Genomic DNA, 18,145 nt, shown 5'->3' with positions numbered 1-18,145 from the left:
TCCTATTTCGCACCTGTGAAGGTCCCGTTAACGAAGTCCATGACGTTGCTTATTTCCACATTGCCCGCGTTGTCCACGGTGTAGTATTCCAACGTGCGCGTGTTATTGGCGCTAATTTCGAAAGGATCGGTGTAGGCCGTCCATCCGCCGCCGTTTATTCGATAAAAGGTGTGGCTTACGCCTGACAATTGATCCTCGGGCTTTAATGTAACCTTGAATCCCGCAATGTAAGTCGTCCCCTTCTTGTTCACAGCCTCTATTTTTTGCAGACCATAGCGAGTAACGGGAGACGTCTTGTCCAGCTTCAGCGTCGTTGACTTCTCGAGCTCGATGTTGCCTGCCAGGTCTTTGCTGTAGTAATCGACCTTGTAATTTTTATCCGAGCTGAATTGAAAAGGTGCGGAGTATTCTTTCCAAGCGCCTCCGTCGATACGGTAGTATGTCTTGTCGACCTTGGAGCCGGGAAGCTTATCGACAGCGTTGAGCGTTACGGTAATATCGGAGCTGAACCAGCCGTTCGCTTGCGCCGGCTTCGCGGAAGAGGCGACCAAAGTCGTCGTCGGAGCAATCGTATCGACCGAATCTCCGCCAACCTCACCGAACGCAAAAATGAAAATATGAGGGCCATTCAGGCTAGGCGCGCCGGTCGCAGGATCGCTCGGTATTCCGAAGGAGTACACTTCCGCCCCGACGGCGGACAATGCATTCAACGCTTCCTTGCGATTCTCCGCTGCCCCGTAGTAAGTTTTGAACGTTTTTTTCTCGCCCGCCTTAAGCTCCCCGAAGCCGAAATCGAACAAGGAGCCTTGATCCGACGCGCTGCGCGCCACATAGTCCGGCGAGCCCGGATGAAGAGTTGTCGGCGGCGTGCCGATGTTCGGGCCCGGACTCGACAGCGGATTCGCGGATTGAAATCCGTCCGTCGTCGCCAATATGACGTTACTGGCTTCGCCGACGTGGATTTCAACGAATTCGCTGAACGTTACCGGCGCAATGTCCCAATCCATGACGCGGCGATAGCGAAGATCCCCGATCGGCCGTTTGCCCGTATTCTCGACTGTAATTTCCACTTCGTACAAATTCGGCGAGGCGGAAGGCTTGTAATGATGCGTCACCTTCAATCGGCCGCCTCCGGCCGATACGACGGATTTAAAGGCGCTGCCCTCCGATTCCTCTTTCGTCTTGTCGGCCGTATCCGTCACTCCCGTCTCCGGCAGCAACACGAGCCCTTTAGCGCCTCCGTCCGTCGCTATGTTGGCGAACCCGGCGAATATTCCTGTTGCGGCATCCGCATTGGCGACGCCCCATCCTTCGCAGAAACATCCGGGAGCGGTCGCCTCTCCGTTGGTCGGAATGTAGCGCAATCCTACAGCCGTTGTGGAATCGCTTGGCAACGACTCCGTTCCGCCTTCCACATTGAAATGACCCTCCGGATTAATGCCAAGCTGCACAGTTCCGTTGTCGATAATGGCTGCGTATGCAGGGAGAGCCATCGCAATGGAGAGTACTAGGATTGCAACTAGCGATACGATCGTTTTTACAGCTTTTCGACGGTTTCTTCTCATTCCTTTGCTCCTTTCGACTTGTCCAAACACCTTTCGATATGAATCGCTAGTACGTATTGTATCATAATTCACAATGGTTACAAAATGTATCTTAAGACGCATTTTGAAAATGACTTTCATGCGGCTAGCCAGTTGCCTCCCAGTTGTTCATTGACAGCGAACTTTTTATTGTATTACATTTATTATGATACGAATCGTATCCTAAAAGGGGTTATCAGTGTGACATGGAACGATAGGGAAATATGCAAAATCGCGGAGCATCGCCTCTTTATCGATTGTTCCTCGGCATCGCTCGGCCATTATTTGGAGCTTGCCTTCGGCCCGTTCAGGGAGCGCGTTGCGGATTATACGGACGCCGCGGATATGAATATTCGCATTGATGAAGGGTTCGGAGTTCCGTTCTCCGGCTATGAGGTCGCCGTAAGTCAATCGAACGACGGGGTTGTATTTGCGAGGGCGGATTATCGAATTACAGCCGATACGGCTTATTACAACGTTCGGATCGAGGCGTTTGACGGCTTCTCCTTGAAGCATGCCTTGCTTCAGCTATACAGCGCTTTTATTACGAACCGCGAATGGGGGCTTCTCGTTCACTCTTCCTGCGTGTTGAAGGGCGAACGCGCTTATTTGTTTGCCGGCCCGTCTGGCGCAGGCAAGTCCACTGTCGTGAGGCACTCTTACCCGAGGCCGATTCTATCGGACGAAGCATCCATCGTAAAAATCGAAAGCGGCCGCGTTGTCGCATTCAACTCCCCCTTCCGCAGCGATATTCACGCTAGCTCCGGCTCGGAAGCCCATCCGCTGGCCGGCATTCAATTTCTTCGGCAAGCGCCCCGGAATAGGCGGCTGCTTATGCGAAGCTCCGACGGACTGCTTAAGCTGTTGACGACCGTCTTCCATTGGGCGCACAGCCCGGCCGAGAACGCCAAGGCACTTCGCCTGTGCAAACGGATGGTCGGCTTGGTTCCCGTCTACGATTTTCATTTTGTTCAAAACGAGTCGTTCTGGGAGGAAGTCATGTGAGCGATCTATTGCGCGCGGACGATATTCGGCAGCTTATTCGTTCAAGAGGAAGCCTTGAGCTCCCTGCTCACGGAAAAAGCATGTATCCCTACCTCAAGGAAGGACAAGTGTGCCGCTTCGTCCCTCCTTCGAGGCTGCGTGTAGGAGAGGTTATCCTGTTCGTCTCCCGACAAGGTCAGCTGGTGGGCCACCGCTACCATCGCGAATTGTCGCCGGGCTGCAGCCCCTCCATCTTGTGCAAAGGGGATTCCAACCGCAATTGGGACGAGCCAATCTCGCCCGAGCAAATCGTCGGCAGACTGGCTGCCGTCCGCAATGACAACGCCAGAGTCCGACGTGCGGACAGCTTCGTCTCCTTCTTGTGGGGACGGCTCATCGTCGCAATCCCATCCCTCTCCTTCGTAATACGGCTCGGCATGAATATAAAGAAGCCTCGATGACCACTCGTAAAAGTGGCCCTCGAGGCTTCTCTTTCCCATCGCTTTAATCTTCGATCGTGGATAGATCACCCGTCGGCAAGTTGAGCTCCCAAGCTTTCAGAACCCTTCTCATGATTTTGCCGCTTCGCGTCTTCGGCAGCTTATCTTTGAACTCGATTTCGCGAGGTGCGGCGTGAGCCGACAATCCTTTCTTAACGAAAAGCGAGATGTCGGCTTTCAGCTCCTCCGACGGCTCGAAGCCTTCGCGAAGAGAGATGAACGCCTTGATGATTTCCCCGCGAAGCGGATCCGGCTTGCCGATGACGCCCGCTTCCGCTACAGCCGGATGCTCGACCAGCTTGCTCTCCACCTCGAAAGGCCCTACCCGTTCGCCGGATGTGTTAATGACATCGTCGATTCGGCCCTGGAACCAGAAGTAGCCTTCTTCGTCGCGGTATGCGGAATCGCCCGATACGTACCATCCCGGTATGCGGAAATACTCTTCGTATTTGGCCGGATTGTTCCATACCTTGCGCATCATCGAAGGCCATGGCGTACGGATGGCCAAGTTGCCCATCCGAAAAGCCGGCAGCTCGTTGCCTTGGTCGTCGATAATCGCCGCTTGAACGCCCGGTACCGGACGGCCCATCGAGCCCGGCTTGATCGGCATCGACGGGTAATTGCAAATAAGCTGGCCTCCGGTTTCCGTCATCCACCACGTATCGTGAATTCGTTGCCCGTACACTTTATTGCCCCATCGGACGACCTCCGGATTCAGAGGCTCTCCGACGCTAAGCACATGGCGAAGGGTGGACAGATCGAACGGCTTCACCGCGTCGTCGCCCGCTCCCATCAGCATCCGGAACGCAGTCGGCGCGCTATACCATACCGTCACTTTATATTTTTCAATCGTAGCGTACCAATCTTGGGGACTGAAGCGGCCTCCGCGAACGACGTTCGTTGCACCGTTCAGCCAAGGGGCGAAAATTCCGTACGACGTTCCCGTCACCCAGCCCGGATCGGCGGTGCACCAGTAGACGTCATCCTCGCGCAAATCAAGCACGATCCGCCCCGTATGGTAATGCTGCAGCATGGCGTTCTGCACGTGAAAGATGCCTTTGGGCTTGCCCGTGGATCCCGATGTGTAATGAAGAATGAGCCCGTCTTCCCGGCTAAGCCATTCGACATCGGCTTCATCGGACGCCTCGGCCATCGCTTGGCGGAAGTCAACGACTCCGTCGCTTGCGGCCACGTCGTCTCCGTATATGATGACATGGTTCAGCTCCGGCAATTCCGGCCGCGGAACGCGCGACACGAGCGAAGGAGTAGTCACGATGGCAACGGCCCCGCTGTCCTGCAGCCGATCCCTGACCGCCGTCTCCATGAACGCTTCGAACAAGGGGCCTACAACCGCTCCTATTTTAAGCGCTCCGAGCAGACTAAAATACAGCTCCGGAGTACGCGGCATAAAAATGAATACCCGGTCGCCTTTTCCTACGCCAAGCTTGCGGAGCACATTGGCGAAGCGATTCGACTCGCGCGCCAGGTCCGCGAACGTATAGCTTTCGTCCCTGTTGTTGTCGCTGTAATGAAGCGCGATTTTGTCGCCCTTCCCGTTCTCGACATGACGGTCAATCGCTTCGTAAGCCATATTGACTTTGCCAGTCTCGCTCCAGGCGAATTGCGCTTCGACGTCTTCCCAACGGAACGATTCGACCGCTTCCTCGTATGAAGCCATGTTAGACACCGTTGCCGTTACGGCCAATTTTTCTTCCTGCTCAGGCGCCACTTCTCCATCACCTTCCCATTGGAAATGCCAAAATCATTTTATGGAATACGCTTTCACAAAACCGAGAAACCACGTTCTCGCCACAGCCATTATAACATAGAGACGGAACGGAAGGGATGGGTAATCCGGGGCAAAAAAGATAACTGAACCGTCCAAAAATCGTCCTTTAATCAGCACGGGGGAGTCGAAACGGAAAGCAGTACGGTTTTGCCTTTCCAAATATTTTTATAGCGATCATTGCCAATATAATTCTTATATTCAGTCTGGTTAGCTCGTGAAGACAAACTAGTCTCGGGCTTTTTCTCGATGTCTTAGCATAAATTAACCGTTGCTTGCAAAACGGTCAATCGCCACGAAGTCCAGATGGTCGGTGATAAGCTGATTGTAATGGACACCCTGCACGATTCCATTCTCGTCGATTAAAAAATCAGCCGGAATTCTATGGAAATTAGAGTCTTTTTCGGGGGTAAGCTCGAAACCGGCAGCAACTGCCTCAGCTATATAATCTTTGGTGTGGGCATCAGCCAATGTTGCCTGCACTTTCTCTTCGGAAGTCTCGATACCGTACAATTCATAAAGAGCAGCCATTGGATCGGCTACCAGCAGGAACGGAGCATTCTGAGCGCCTACATAGGTCTTCATGTTCGATAGGGGGGATTCAAACACGGCGATGACGTCCATGCCTTGACGCTGCCACTGAGGGTACCGGCCGATTAACCGGTGCACTCGCAAATTGCACAAAGCGCAAGCAGAAAAACGAAAAAAAGAGAGCAGCACTTTACGACTCCGATAGCTTTCCAAAGCTAAGGAATTGCCATTGATGTCGGTAGTAGAGAATGTTGGGGCGATCATGCCCGGTTGAAGTAAGCGAACCATAGAAAAAACCTCCTAGTAAATGAGTTGCATCTCAATGTTACCAAGAGGTGCGCATAGCTTCCGTAACCTAGTCACCTAACATCGATTCCAATTCCTCACGGCGAACAATTCGAATCCAGCCGCGTCCTGTCTCGATCCATCCCCGTTGTCGATAACGCCGCAACGCGCGGCTTACGACTTCACGGGCAGAACCGATCTCTACGGCCAACTCATGATGCGTCATGTTCAACAGCTGCTTTTGCTCAGAAGTCGTCCGCAGCAATGCTTTTGCTAACCGTCCATCCAATGGCTCCAACCGACGCCCATCATATTGCACGCTTATGCTAAGGAGGTTATCCAGCAAGCCTCCGAACACGACGCTCCGGATTTCTGCATGCGTCTGCAGCCAGTTAAGAAAACTTTGCTTCGCAACAAAAAGCGCTTCGACTTCCGACTCGGCTGTTAGGGCCCCCGGGTAATCGCGGTCGCTGAGACCACTTAGCACGAGCAGAGCACACACCTCACCCGCCTTGAGTATGCTTATGACGGATTCACCGCCATCCTCTGCGATCCGGCTTATGCGAGCGGTGCCGCTCAGCAGAAACATTCCGTAGGAAGATGCATCCTTTCGCTGAAAAATGCAAGATTTTGCTGGGAATGTACGCACTGTCGGCTGCGCTTCGTTCCATTCCTCGGCGGTAACCGCGCTCAAACAAGGGAAAGAATCCAATACCCGCGAAGTCAGAGATTCCGATATCATGCGAAATTTGTTCAACTCCTTGTAATCTAGCTATTGAATATCATTAAGAAGGTTACAAATATTAAAAGCAAATAACCTATGCTTGAAACCAATATAATCGATCGTTTTCTATTGCTTCTTAATATTCTTAAAATAAAAAAGAACGATAGCGCAACGGAAATTGTTAATACCGAGAATCCTTCAAAGTATTCAATACCAAAAATAGAAATAGTACACAACAATGCTGAAAGCAAATAAAATGCCAAACCAATTATATACTTCAACCTATAATCAAACTTACCGACTTTTGCTTCAATAACCCATTCAATTAATAGTGAAACCGGTACACCTATTATCAATATGTAAGGAATTTCAAAAACAAAAAGAAGCATACTTGATAGCCCAAACATTAAAGATATGAGCAAATAACTACATTCATAAACTAGAAAACAATATAAATATTCTTTAAATCGCTTTACTGCAATCTCATGATCAATTCTTTGTTGATGCAATCCTGAACTAATTTCATAAGAACAGAACCAACAATAACCATCCTCCGAATTGATACATTGATTGCATAAGAACTTTTTGCATAAGTTACAACTTGTTTCAGTTTCCTCTTTATCATGATTATAACAATTCATTTTAATTTTCTTCCTCTAGTGTTTATGGAGTCGAAACCAATTATCTATTCCTCATCATACATTAGATCTACCAACTCAATCATCTCTTGATTCAATCTTCTCAGGTATTAGCATTTTTTTGTGATTGGGTAGATGTACACTTTGCAAAACTGCCTGTCCCCTAGCAACATTATCGCAGACGAACAACACCCATCGAATTTGTATATTGACAAATATTTATTTTTGTGTTATAATAATAAAATTTGATATTTACACATGACTCAGACTCCTCTACTATAAGTTAGGCAGATATCCCGGCGGGTATCGACTATACCGAGGAGTGATCGCATTGAGAATAGCTGATGGAATCGCCATGCTCGATATTGCCGCGCCGGTGCTCGGACGAATCGATACCGTACACCCTGCTCTGCTGTGGGACAATCAATCGGCCTTACTGGTGGATACCGGCTTTCCCCGGCAAATCGGCCAGCTTCGCGAGGCTGTCGAAAAAGCAGGTTTGCCTTTCGATAAAATAAGCCGCGTCGTTATCACCCACCAGGACATCGATCATATCGGAAACTTGCCGGAGCTAGCCAACGAGCTCGCCCCTGCCCTGCAGGTGCTTGCGCACGAAGCCGAAAAGCTTTACATTCAAGGAGAACGAAGACTGCTTAAATTTTCCGACGAAGCGATTGCATCCATCGATCGCCTCCCGCCGGAAATTCCGGAGCAGTTCAAGCTCGGTCTCAAAGCGCTCATGCTGAACCCGCCAAGCGCTCCCGTCGATCGAACGGTACGAGGCGGTGAGAGACTTCCGTGGTACGGCGGAATCGTCGTCATCGATACGCCGGGCCATTCGCCCGGGCACATTAGCTTGTACCATGAGCCGACAAAGACGTTAATTGCCGGAGACGCTCTGACCGTTGTAGACGGCAATCTTTGCGGACCGTCTCCCGAGACGACGCCGAATTTGGAGCAGGCTCTCTTATCACTCCAACAGCTGGCATCGTTTGATATAGACACCGTCATCTGCTATCATGGCGGACTGTATAGAGGCGACATACGGGCTCGCATTCTCGAAATTGCCTGCAAAGCTTCTCCGCACCAATAGACCTAGACCCAAGAGGAGGCCGCATGGAACATTTCAAAACGTTTGTGACGCGAACGGTGGAACGGGAAGGCCGTCTCCTCCTTGTCGAAGGTCCGATAGCTCCCGAAAAGCTGCGACGCTGCAAGCTTCACCCCGCCTTGGATGCGTTCCGCCGTCCAGCCGAGCAGCATGCGGCGCTCGTCGAAATCGCGGAATTGCCCGAAGGTAGAATCATCGCCGCGCGGGAAGGTGATTTGATCGTCGGATATGTCACATTTCATTATCCCGACGAGCTCGAACGTTGGTCAGAAGGCGGCATGGACGATCTCATCGAGCTCGGCGCCATCGAGGTGGCCGACGAATATCGAGGGCTTGGCATAGCCAAAGCTTTGATCGCAACCGCGTTCGCGGACGAGCAACTCGATAACGTCATCGTCTATACGACCGAATATTATTGGCATTGGGATCTTGAAGGCAGCCGACTGAACGTCTGGGAATACCGCGAAATGATGGAAAATCTCATGAAAACGGTCGGCATGGTGTGGTTTGCTACGGATGACCCGGAAATATGCGCCCATCCCGCCAATTGCCTCATGGTAAGAATCGGAAAAGACGTACCGCTCTCTTCCGCGGAGCGATTCGACCGAGTCCGATTCCGACAGCGTTTCATGTACTAACGTCCAAAGAGAATGGAAAGGCAGGCGGCGCAAGGTGAGTAAGCGTTCCGTATGGGTCGACACTTCCGGGTCAAAAGGATACCGCTTCCACGATGAGCATCCCTTTCACCCGATCCGGCTGGAGCTGACCGAGCAATTGCTCAGATTGTCCGGCGAATTCCCGGCAGCGGAGCTTATCGTCCCTCCATTTGCGGAGGAGGAAGCCGAACAAGCTATTTGCAAGCTTCATCGGCACGACTACGTCGATACCGTACTGGCATTAAGCGAAGAACATCCCGACCCGGAAGCCGTCCGAAAAGCGGACGCCTTCGGCCTCGGAGCGGACGGAGATACGCCGTTTTTTCCGGGGATGCATGCGGCAACTCGAAGCATCGTCGCCGGCTCGCTCGCGGCCGCCGATGCGGTTATGTCCGGCTCGGCGGATCACGCTCTTCATCTGGCGGGCGGTCTGCATCATGCTTTTCCCGATCGCGCGGCTGGTTTTTGCATATACAACGACGCAGCAGCCGCTATTTCGCACATCCGGGAGAAGTATGGCGCAAGGGTCCTTTATGTCGATACGGACGTTCACCATGGCGACGGCGTTCAATGGTTTTTTTATACCGATCCGGACGTATTCACCCTCTCAATCCATGAGACGGGCAAGTTTCTCTTTCCCGGATCGGGATTCCATCACGAGAGAGGCGACTCTAGCGGCTACGGCGCTTGCTTGAATCTATCGATGGAGCCTTATACCGAGGACGAATCATGGCTCGAATGCTTCGGAGAGGCGCTCGCCCGAGCGGCGGCGGTCTTTCGCCCCGACGTTATTGTCAGCCAGCACGGCTGCGATGCCCACGCCTTCGATCCTCTCGCCCACATCCACTGCAGCATGAAAATATACCGGGAAATGCCGCGTATGATTCGCGAATGCGCGGATACGTATTCCCAAGGCCGCTGGATCGCCCTTGGCGGCGGGGGCTACGATCATTGGCGGGTCATCCCCGAGCTTGGAGCCTATTGTGGCTGGAGATGTCGTCCTCTCCGCTTCTGAAAGCGATTGACGGCGATTCGCCTAATGCTGCGCTACTGCCCTTGGGATGGCCGCAATTGGAATCGCCTGATCGGCCGGACGAGCTGCCGCCTGGCTGGCTCGACGACACCTCCGACTGGACGCCTATGCCTCGCCGAACCGAGATCACCGCCAAAAACCGCGAAATGCTCGCAATCGCGCTCCAGCATATCGGGTAACTACTTTTTCTAACTAAATTAGGGCTGCCGTGCAAGGTCGTTTTGGACCATGAGCGGCAGCCCTCTTTCTCGTTCGGATTCGCAGCAGCAGGACGTAATATGTTACTGACGTTTTGAGTCATATCCCAGGCGATATGCCTGCTAGGCGGAATTGTGATGCTTCGAGTCACATCACAAGCGATATACCCGGCTTTCCGGCGGAGTTGTGACGCTTCAAGTCACATCACAAGCGATATACCCGGCTTTCCGGTGGAGTTGTGACGCTTCAAGTCACATCACAAGCGATACATCGGCTATTAGGCGGAATTGTCGTGTTAGGAGTCGCTTTACAAACACAGGGCCTGGCAGAGATCGCTCCCTCCGCCAGGCCCTGTTTTCAAATATCTACAGCTTTCTGACCATCTCGTTCACTATGGAAAAAGATCGGTTTGCCGCCTCCACCGTGAACTCGGCGAAATTGACGTGAGCGGAGCCGTCCGCTTTGTCGGACATCGAGCGGATGATGACATGAGGCACATCGTTCATGAAGCAAACTTGAGCGACTGCCGCCCCTTCCATTTCCGTGCAAGCTCCATCAAGCTCCTCGCGAAGCTTCTTGACGAACTCCCGGTCAGCTACGAATTGGTCGCCCGACAGCACCTTCCCCGTATGGCAGCGTCCGGGAAGCGCGATCTCCCCCGCTTCCTGAGCGAGCGAGATCAGCCGCTCGTCCGCCGGAAAGTCCGAAACCTCTTGATAAGGAATAACTCCCCGTGTGAAGCCGAGCGGAGTTACGTCCATATCGTGCTGCACGCTGCTTGTTGAAATGACGATGTCGCCGATATTGAGCTTAGGGTCGACGGCGCCCGCCACACCGGTGAAAATAACGGCATCCGCGCCGAACCGATCGATTAGCGCTTGCGTGCACACCGCCGCGTTGACTTTGCCTACGCCGGATTTGCACAGCACCGTCTTGCGGCCATGCAATGTACCTTTATAGTATGTAATTCCGGCATGACGCTCGGTTTCCGCGTTTTGCAGCTGACCTAACAGCAGCTCGATTTCTTCTTGCATGGCTCCGATCAATCCGATCGTTCCGTATGTCATTCCTATCATCCTTTCCCTCGTAAAAGAGCCCCGCGCCGGATAAAAATCCGTGCGGGGCTGCTTAGTTAAACAAACGTGCTTGACTACGCTTTCGGAGCGGCTACGGACCTGCGAACGATCAGCTCATGCGGCAAAATCACCTTCGCATGATCGACCGATTCCTTCTTCATCAGCTTCGTCAGAAGCCGCATCGATACGGCGCCGATATCGTACATTGGTTGAGCCACTGTCGTCAAAAGCGGACGAATCATCGATGCCATCCGGCTGTTGTCGACGCTAATAACGGATACGTCAGCCGGTACGGACAAGCCATTATCTTGCAAGGCATGAATCGATCCGATCGCCATCTCGTCCGTGGCGGCAAAAATCGCCGTCGGGCGTTCAGGCAAGCTTAAAAAATATTGAGTCGCTTCGATCCCGGACTCGTATTTGTAATTTCCATTGCGCACGTACTCTTCGCGATAAGGAATGCCCGCTTGCTCCAAAGCCCGTTTGTAGCCATGATACCGCGCGAACCCGTTAGCCGGATCCTGCAGCGTCCCGCTGATCATCGCAATCGAACGATGGCCTTCCGCGATGAGCCGATTCACGGCATCGAAAGCCGCTTCTTCATGGTTAATATCGACGGAAGGAATAACGCCCTTCTCGTCCGTCGTAGCGCAAAGCACGATCGGAACGTTCGAGGTGTTAAACGCTTGCACGTGCTCGTCCGTAACGGCGCCGCCCATGAACAGCAACCCGTCTACCTGCTTCTCGAGCAACGTGTTAATGACGCGAATTTCCTTGTCTTTCCTTTTGTCGGCGTTGCAGAGGATGATGTTGTAATGATACATGTTAGCGATATCTTCGATTCCGCGTGCCACTTCGGCAAAATTCGCATTGGCGATATCGGGAATGACAACGCCAACCGTAGTCGTCTTCTTGCTCGCGAGACCGCGGGCTACGGCATTCGGACGATACCCGAGACGCTCGATCGCTTCATATACTTTTTTGCGGGTTTGCGGTTTTACGTTGGGGTTGTTGTTGACGACGCGCGATACCGTCGCCATGGATACCCCGGCCTCACGCGCTACATCGTAAATGGTCACCGTCACGATTGTTCGCTCCATTATTCAGGATAGGACGAGATAGAGGACTTGTCCGGGCTTGGATGATTAAGGTAATGATACGATAAAACACACGTTTGCGCAATCGCTGTGTCAGGTCGGATTGCCCAGCTTATCCGCCAGGAAAGAGTAGGTGATCCGCCAATGAGATTCGTTCCATACCTGATTTCCCTTGTCGACGAGAATAGCTTGCGGCGACTTGTGCTGGACGTCCAGCTTCTCGGCAATCTCGTTGCTAACCGGGCGATCCTCGATAACGTGAACGATCGCGAAATCTACATCCGACGCTTCGTAATCCGAAACGTACTTCAACAGCTCTTCGTGAGCTCCCGCGCTGACCGAGCAGCTCGTGCTATGTTTGAAGATAAGCAGCGGTTTCTCCGACGTTTTGCCAAGAGCCTCGTTCCACTGCTCCAAAGTAGTAAATTGCTTGATGTCCGCCATTGGCCGTGCCTCCTTGAAAATCATGCGATTGTTTTCATGGTATCAGAAAAAGGCACCGACCGCAAAAAAACGAGGGTATAGTCCCTCGTTTTTCGATAGCCTTTGTTATGATTGCCGCTCATTGTCAGCTTTTGTGCCGAATCAAGCCGCCAAGCTCAGCTGTCTTTTCCGACTTTTTACTGCGTTATGTAGGGTGCGCTCAATTGGGATAATCGCTGCTTAAGCTCCGACTTCCACGCCTCATCGCCCAACGACGAAGCGATCAGCCACAAATCGAGCAATTGATTAACCCTCTCCTCCGAAGCTCGGGCGATAGCGGCCGCTTGCAGCGTCCTTGCTTCGGCCAACGCATTCGATAGAACTCCCGCCCATTCGTGAACTTGATCGAACGGAATCGTTCCCGTTGAAGGCTTCGACCCCAGATCGCCGACCAGCTTCCCGACATCCGCTTTAACGGACGGGTACACCTCGTTGCGACCGCACGAATCGCAGCTTAAAACCGGGACGTTTGAAATATTGACTTTTTTCGCGAAAATAACGTTGCGCAGAACGAGATCCATCGATTCTCCGCAAGAGCAACGCTTATGCACCGGGGTCTCACCTCACGAAACTAACAAGAACTCTCTTGCTATATTCGCGCTCTTCCCCGCTAACTCCTGCCGAGACGTTCCGTGTAATTTTTGGCATGACGCCTATTTGCGATCCGGATAGCTATAAGGACGATCAGTGCGGCCGCCGCAGCGCCGATAGCGTCGTGATAGAGATCCATAATGTCCGGCGACCGGCGCGGGACATAGGCCTGGTGCCATTCATCGGTCACTCCGTAAATCGAGCATACGATAACGTTAATAAGGGCCCACCGCCATCTCGCGGAAGCTGCTCCGAACGCAAAAGCAACCGTAAGACCTAACCCAAAATAAGCGACGTAGTGCATCGGATCGAAAGATTGCAACCCGGGAAGCCAGTCCCGGAAAAACGGGAGCCAGCCGTCCAGCTCCGAGCCGGGCTGGGCCGAAAAATAGAAGATGGCCGCCATGCATGCGACGACAGGCAGCGAATGCCAGGAAAGCAGCCGCTTTTTCAAAGATACGGTTGACGACAAAGATACTCAAACTCCTTTCAATCGCAACGGCATTATGGCAGACGTGAACAAGAGCCGCCGATTTGGTACAATGAACAAGATTGTTTATGAAGGGGGAGAAGCTTGCATGACGCAAAAAAAGGTCGTTTGCCTTATCGACGACGAATTCGAAGACTTAGAGCTTTGGTATCCCGTGTATCGGGCTCGCGAGGAAGGTGCCGAGGTCGTCTATGCGGGACCTGAGCGCGGCCGCAAGCATATCGGCAAATACGGCGTTCCCGCCGTGGCCGACATTTCTTACGAGGAGCTTGACGCCGACTCGTGCGACGGCCTGCTCGTGCCGGGCGGCTGGGCGCCGGACAAAATCCGCCGCGATCCGAAGGTTCTGGAATTCGTACGCCGAATGAACGAAGCAGGCAAGCCGATCGGACAAATTTGCCACGCCGGCTGGGTGCTCGTATCGGCGAAAATATTGGAGGGACGAATCGTTACTTCCACTCCGGGCATTCGCGACGACATGGAAAACGCGGGAGCGACTTGGATCGACGAAGCCGTCGTCGTCGACGGCAATATCGTATCCGCCCGCAGACCGCCCGATTTGCCGCCCTATGCCAAAGCGTTCTGCGATTTGCTGTACGGTCGCGCCCGTTAAAACCGAAATTGGCAAACGTCCCCGCCGGCACGCTGGCGGGGACGTTGTTATTTGCGCCGCACGTCTCACACGCCCGGGTACACGCGGCCCGGCGACGCGGATAGCGTCGTCTCCGCATGAAACTTCTCGGCCGCTTGCCGAATTTGACCGACGGTCGGAAGCCGGAACAGCTCCTCCAGAAACAGCCGGCTTTCGGCGGCGCTAGTGCGAAGCAGCCCTTCCTTGACAGGCAGTATCGCCTGCGCAGACAAGCTCAACTCCTCAATGCCGAGCCCGAGCAAAATCGGCAGCGCCCGAACGTCTCCCGCCAGCTCGCCGCAGACGCTGACCGGGATGCCTTTGCGCTTCGCCGCCTCCGTCACCGTCCGAAGCATGCGCAGAACGGCGGGATGGAACGGCTCGTACAAATGGCTAATATTTTCGTTCATCCGGTCGACCGCCAATGTAAACTGAACCAAATCGTTCGTCCCAATGCTGAAAAAAGCAGCCTCTTCGGCAAGAAGATCGGCGATCGCGACAGCCGCCGGCACTTCCACCATAATGCCCGTCGGAATGCCTCCGCGAAACGGAACTCCTTCCGCCTCCAACTCCCTCTCGGCCTCCGCAAGCAGCGCATTGGCTTCCCGAACTTCCTCTACAGACGTGATGAGCGGGTACATGATTTGCATGTCTCCATGCACCGCCGCCCGCAGAATGGCGCGAAGCTGAACCTTGAACAAATCTTTGCGGTCCAAGCTAAAGCGAATAGCCCGGTAGCCGAGAAACGGATTGTCTTCCACCGGCATTTCGTAGTAGTCGAGCTGCTTGTCGCCGCCGATATCGAGCGTACGAATAATGATCTGCTTGCCGTCCAGCATCTTCACGACGTCCCGATATACTTCGTACTGCTCATTTTCAGAAGGAAAATGATTGCGATCCATATAAAGAAACTCCGTGCGGAACAGCCCGACCGCTTCCGCTCCGTTCGAGAGCGCCGCTTCCATCTCCTTGATCGAGCTGATGTTGGCCGCCAATATGAGCTTGTGGCCATCCGGCGTCACCGAAGGCAATTCCGCGATAGTGAGCAACTGTTCCCGCTCCTCTAACTGACGCTTGCGAATTTCCGAATACCGCAGTACGGTTTCCCCGCTTGGCCCTACGTGAATAATGCCGGCTCCTCCATCCACGATAATCAGCTCGCCGGTCTCGATCGGCTCCTCCAACTTCCCATCAACGCCCATGACGAGCGGAATGCCGAACGCTCTCGCCATGATGGCGGAATGCGAGGTCGGACTGCCTACCATCGTGACGATGCCGAGCACGAGCTCGGGCCGCAGATGAATGAGTTGGGAAGGCGACAGCTCCCGCACGACGAGCACGAAAGGCTGCGTGTCTTCCGGCAGCGCGATTTCGGGAGCGCCGAGCAAATGCTTCAACAAGCGGTTGCCGACGTCCTTGATGTCGAGCGCGCGTTCTTTCATATATTCGTCGTCCAGCAGGTCGAACATCGTTACGAAATGATCGATCGCTTCCTTGACCGCCACTTCGGCCACTTTGTACTGCCGCTGGATGATTCCTTGAATTTCGTTCATAAAGATGGGATCGTCCAGGATGGCGAGGTGAGCGTCGAAAATACTCGCTTCGCTGACGCCGACCGTCTCGTCCAGCTCCGTCTTCATGAGAGCGATCTCCGTCTTGGACCGACGTATTCCTTCATAGAGTCTCTCGAACTCTTTGGCCAAATCGGCCACGTCGATTTTTTGATCCGGCAGCTCCCATTCCCAATGAGGAAGGACGAAGGCTTTGCCGATGGCGATGCCGTTCGAAGCACCGAGCGCTTGTATCATGCGTCGACCCCCTTGTTCTCTTTATCGTGCACGACGACGGACATAACGGCCGCCTGTCCTTTTTTGACCGCTTTGAAAGGCGCAAAACGCCAGGACCTGACGATCTCCGGGTTCGTAATAACCATAGGCGTTTCGAGCGATTTCGCATGCTTCTTCAAGGTAGGCAGATGGAATCTAAGCAGCGGCTGCCCGGGCGTTACGGTATCGCCTTCCTTGATTAGCGCCGCGAACCCTTTGCCTCCCATCTGGGAAGTGTTGATTCCGACGTGAAGCAGCACTTCCAGCCCGTCGTCGGTACGAAGACCGATTGCGTGAAGCGAGGGATGGACATGAATGACGGTGCCTTTGACCGGAGCGACGAGTTCCCCCTTCTCCGGAATGAAGGCGACGCCGCGACCGACGAGCCGCTTGGCGAAAATCGGATCGTCGACTTCCTCCAGCGGAATCATCCGGCCTTGAACCGGAGAGTGGAACTGAATCTGCTGAACGTCCTGCTGCATCAGCTTGGCGATTTCTTCGCGAATGAGCTCCGAGTACGTACCGAATACGACCTGGACATGGCCGCCGCCGAGCCGGATGACCCCTGCCGCTCCAAGATGGCGCAGCGCCTGAGCATCGATTCGCCGGTCGTCGTCCATCGTCAGCCGCAGCCTCGTGATGCAGGACTCCAGCCTTACGACGTTCTCTTTTCCCCCTAGAGATTGAAGGATGAGCGGAGCGCGATAAGGAATGTCGCCCGCCCAATCGTCCTGTCTCCCCGCGTCCTCGCGTCCGGGGGTCGCAAGCTGAAACTTTCGAATGCTCCACCGGAACAAAATATAGTAGAAAATGCCGACGACGACGCCGATCGGAAGCAGCAGCCAGCCCTTCGTCGCCAGCGGCATATTGATGAGATATTCGATCGCTCCCGCCGAGAACGTGAAGCCGTGATGAATGCCTAGCTCATAGGTCGCCCACATAATGCCGCCGGAAATGATCGCGTGGATAATGAACAAATAAGGCGCGACGAACAGAAAAGCGAATTCGATCGGTTCGGTCACGCCGGTCAAAAACGAGCTTAGCGCAGCTACGCGGAACTGGCGCTTTGTCTTCGGTTTCAAATCCTCGCGCGCTTCGTGGATGATGGCGAACGCAATGGCCGGAAGAGCGAACATCATCGTCGGATACAGGCCGGCCATAAAACCTCCGGCATCGGGGTCTCCCGCGAAAAACCGGGGCAAATCGCCAAAATAGACGGTACCGTCCGCGCCTTTGTACTCGCCGACCTGAAACCAGAAAACGTGATTCAGCAAATGGTGAAGTCCGAACGCGACCAATATCCGGTGCAGGAAGCCGTATAAAAATACGCCGAAGCCTCCGGCCGTGTAAGCGAGCGTCCCGGCGGAAGAAACCCATTCCCGTATGCTCTCTCCGACACCTATCATGAGCCAGGCGAATAGAAAGGACGCTCCGCACATAAAGAGAGGAACGAACCGCGAGCCGCCGAAAAATTGTAAAAATTCGGGCAGTCGAATCGATTTGAACCGATCGTGAGCCCAGCCGGACGCGACGCCGATAACGGCTCCCGCGAACATGGACGGCTGAACGCCGTCGGGATCGTACGTGTGGGTGACGATAGAAAAGATGAACATGCCGGACAGCGCCGCCATGCCGGCCGCAGCGGTCTGGTTCGATAATCCGAGCGCAACGCCGACCGCGAATATGTAAGGGACGTACCCGAAAATCGCCATTCCGGCGGCATGCAGCATGTCCGCGGCCATCGGCCAGCCGAACGCGTCCCAGGGCAATCTCGCCAGCATCAAGAAAATCGCGGCTGCGGGAAGAACCGTCAGCGGGAGCATCATTGCCCGCCCTAGCCGTTGGAGATATCCTACTCCGAGCATGGAGCCGTTCCTCCTCCTTTCTTCGATGGTACGACGGTTGCCGGCTTGTTGTCAAAG

18 protein-coding genes are annotated in these 18,145 nt (G+C 53.8%); 7 read left to right on the top strand and 11 right to left on the bottom strand.

The window, feature by feature from the left end; translation table 11 throughout:
* Positions 1–2: 2 nt before the first annotated feature.
* A complete protein-coding gene (locus D3H35_RS07140; protein WP_119148401.1) occupies positions 3–1,565 on the bottom strand; it encodes an OmpL47-type beta-barrel domain-containing protein in 1,563 nt (520 codons plus the stop codon).
* A 219-nt stretch (positions 1,566–1,784) separates the two neighbouring features.
* Here D3H35_RS07140 and D3H35_RS07135 point away from each other — a divergent pair, with 219 nt between their 5' ends.
* Together D3H35_RS07135 and D3H35_RS07130 are read left to right on the top strand one after the other, a co-directional pair.
* Positions 1,785–2,588: a hypothetical protein gene (locus D3H35_RS07135; protein ID WP_119148400.1), complete on the top strand. Its 804-nt coding sequence runs from the start codon at positions 1,785–1,787 to the stop codon at positions 2,586–2,588.
* Complete coding sequence (locus D3H35_RS07130) at positions 2,585–3,028, top strand: S24/S26 family peptidase (RefSeq protein ID WP_119148399.1); 444 nt, start codon at positions 2,585–2,587, stop codon at positions 3,026–3,028. Before D3H35_RS07135 ends, D3H35_RS07130 begins: the two co-directional genes overlap by 4 nt.
* A 43-nt stretch (positions 3,029–3,071) precedes the next feature.
* Here the strand turns inward: D3H35_RS07130 and acsA are convergent, their stop codons facing one another.
* The 3 genes from acsA to D3H35_RS07115 form a co-directional block, all read right to left on the bottom strand.
* Positions 3,072–4,796 carry an acetate--CoA ligase gene (gene acsA, locus D3H35_RS07125; RefSeq protein ID WP_119148398.1) on the bottom strand — a complete coding sequence of 575 codons (1,725 nt, stop codon included), beginning with the start codon at positions 4,794–4,796 and terminating at the stop codon, positions 3,072–3,074.
* A gap of 321 nt (positions 4,797–5,117) precedes the next feature.
* Positions 5,118–5,672, bottom strand: a complete 555-nt coding sequence (locus D3H35_RS07120; protein ID WP_119148397.1) for a redoxin domain-containing protein — start codon at positions 5,670–5,672, stop codon at positions 5,118–5,120.
* A gap of 67 nt (positions 5,673–5,739) precedes the next feature.
* A complete protein-coding gene (locus D3H35_RS07115) occupies positions 5,740–6,411 on the bottom strand; it encodes a Crp/Fnr family transcriptional regulator (protein WP_119148396.1) in 672 nt (223 codons plus the stop codon).
* 951 nt (positions 6,412–7,362) lie between these two features.
* Here D3H35_RS07115 and D3H35_RS07110 point away from each other — a divergent pair.
* The 4 genes from D3H35_RS07110 to D3H35_RS34050 are packed head-to-tail and all read left to right on the top strand — an operon-like array spanning position 7,363 to position 10,010.
* Positions 7,363–8,124, top strand: coding sequence for an MBL fold metallo-hydrolase (locus D3H35_RS07110; protein ID WP_233567800.1), 762 nt, complete (start codon positions 7,363–7,365; stop codon positions 8,122–8,124).
* A gap of 23 nt (positions 8,125–8,147) precedes the next feature.
* Positions 8,148–8,780: a GNAT family N-acetyltransferase gene (locus D3H35_RS07105; protein ID WP_119148395.1), complete on the top strand. Its 633-nt coding sequence runs from the start codon at positions 8,148–8,150 to the stop codon at positions 8,778–8,780.
* A 34-nt stretch (positions 8,781–8,814) separates the two neighbouring features.
* Positions 8,815–9,813, top strand: coding sequence for an acetoin utilization protein AcuC (locus D3H35_RS07100; protein ID WP_325050020.1), 999 nt, complete (start codon positions 8,815–8,817; stop codon positions 9,811–9,813).
* Between the two features lie 56 nt (positions 9,814–9,869).
* Complete coding sequence (locus tag D3H35_RS34050; protein ID WP_325050019.1) at positions 9,870–10,010, top strand: hypothetical protein; 141 nt, start codon at positions 9,870–9,872, stop codon at positions 10,008–10,010.
* A 384-nt stretch (positions 10,011–10,394) separates the two neighbouring features.
* Here the strand turns inward: D3H35_RS34050 and D3H35_RS07095 are convergent, their stop codons facing one another.
* The 5 genes from D3H35_RS07095 to D3H35_RS07075 all read right to left on the bottom strand — a co-directional run bounded on the left by D3H35_RS07095 (position 10,395) and on the right by D3H35_RS07075 (position 13,748).
* Positions 10,395–11,096 carry a 5'-methylthioadenosine/adenosylhomocysteine nucleosidase gene (locus tag D3H35_RS07095; protein WP_119148394.1) on the bottom strand — a complete coding sequence of 234 codons (702 nt, stop codon included), beginning with the start codon at positions 11,094–11,096 and terminating at the stop codon, positions 10,395–10,397.
* A gap of 83 nt (positions 11,097–11,179) precedes the next feature.
* Positions 11,180–12,190 carry a catabolite control protein A gene (ccpA, locus tag D3H35_RS07090; protein ID WP_119148393.1) on the bottom strand — a complete coding sequence of 337 codons (1,011 nt, stop codon included), beginning with the start codon at positions 12,188–12,190 and terminating at the stop codon, positions 11,180–11,182.
* Positions 12,191–12,295: 105 nt separating this feature from the next.
* Positions 12,296–12,646, bottom strand: coding sequence for a bacillithiol system redox-active protein YtxJ (ytxJ, locus tag D3H35_RS07085; protein WP_119148392.1), 351 nt, complete (start codon positions 12,644–12,646; stop codon positions 12,296–12,298).
* 176 nt (positions 12,647–12,822) lie between these two features.
* Positions 12,823–13,236 (bottom strand): hypothetical protein, encoded by a 414-nt coding sequence (locus D3H35_RS07080; protein WP_147355768.1) that lies wholly within the window; start codon positions 13,234–13,236, stop codon positions 12,823–12,825.
* 59 nt (positions 13,237–13,295) lie between these two features.
* Positions 13,296–13,748, bottom strand: a complete 453-nt coding sequence (locus tag D3H35_RS07075; RefSeq protein ID WP_233567799.1) for a VanZ family protein — start codon at positions 13,746–13,748, stop codon at positions 13,296–13,298.
* A 106-nt stretch (positions 13,749–13,854) separates the two neighbouring features.
* Between D3H35_RS07075 and D3H35_RS07070 the strand changes: the two genes are divergently transcribed.
* Positions 13,855–14,379, top strand: coding sequence for a type 1 glutamine amidotransferase domain-containing protein (locus D3H35_RS07070; protein ID WP_119148533.1), 525 nt, complete (start codon positions 13,855–13,857; stop codon positions 14,377–14,379).
* A gap of 65 nt (positions 14,380–14,444) precedes the next feature.
* Here D3H35_RS07070 and ptsP read toward each other — a convergent pair whose 3' ends face one another.
* Together ptsP and D3H35_RS07060 are read right to left on the bottom strand one after the other, a co-directional pair.
* Positions 14,445–16,205, bottom strand: coding sequence for a phosphoenolpyruvate--protein phosphotransferase (gene ptsP / locus D3H35_RS07065; protein WP_119148389.1), 1,761 nt, complete (start codon positions 16,203–16,205; stop codon positions 14,445–14,447).
* Complete coding sequence (locus D3H35_RS07060) at positions 16,202–18,088, bottom strand: glucose PTS transporter subunit IIA (RefSeq protein WP_119148388.1); 1,887 nt, start codon at positions 18,086–18,088, stop codon at positions 16,202–16,204. Before D3H35_RS07060 ends, ptsP begins: the two co-directional genes overlap by 4 nt.
* Positions 18,089–18,145: the final 57 nt, after the last annotated feature.

This window comes from Cohnella faecalis, from assembly GCF_003570905.1.
In the GTDB taxonomy this organism is placed as follows: Bacteria; Bacillota; Bacilli; order Paenibacillales; family Paenibacillaceae; genus Cohnella; species Cohnella faecalis.
This window is presented reverse-complemented; position numbering and strand designations above follow the sequence as displayed.

Coding starts and splice junctions, on each gene's coding strand:
- D3H35_RS07095 (WP_119148394.1), bottom strand. CDS start 11,096: ATGACATACGGAACGATCGGATTGATCGGAGCCATGCAAGAAGAAATC.
- D3H35_RS07105 (WP_119148395.1), top strand. CDS start 8,148: ATGGAACATTTCAAAACGTTTGTGACGCGAACGGTGGAACGGGAAGGC.
- ytxJ (WP_119148392.1), bottom strand. CDS start 12,646: ATGGCGGACATCAAGCAATTTACTACTTTGGAGCAGTGGAACGAGGCT.
- D3H35_RS07140 (WP_119148401.1), bottom strand. CDS start 1,565: ATGAGAAGAAACCGTCGAAAAGCTGTAAAAACGATCGTATCGCTAGTT.
- D3H35_RS07115 (WP_119148396.1), bottom strand. CDS start 6,411: ATGATATCGGAATCTCTGACTTCGCGGGTATTGGATTCTTTCCCTTGT.
- D3H35_RS07060 (WP_119148388.1), bottom strand. CDS start 18,088: ATGCTCGGAGTAGGATATCTCCAACGGCTAGGGCGGGCAATGATGCTC.
- D3H35_RS07120 (WP_119148397.1), bottom strand. CDS start 5,672: ATGGTTCGCTTACTTCAACCGGGCATGATCGCCCCAACATTCTCTACT.
- D3H35_RS07070 (WP_119148533.1), top strand. CDS start 13,855: ATGACGCAAAAAAAGGTCGTTTGCCTTATCGACGACGAATTCGAAGAC.
- ptsP (WP_119148389.1), bottom strand. CDS start 16,205: ATGATACAAGCGCTCGGTGCTTCGAACGGCATCGCCATCGGCAAAGCC.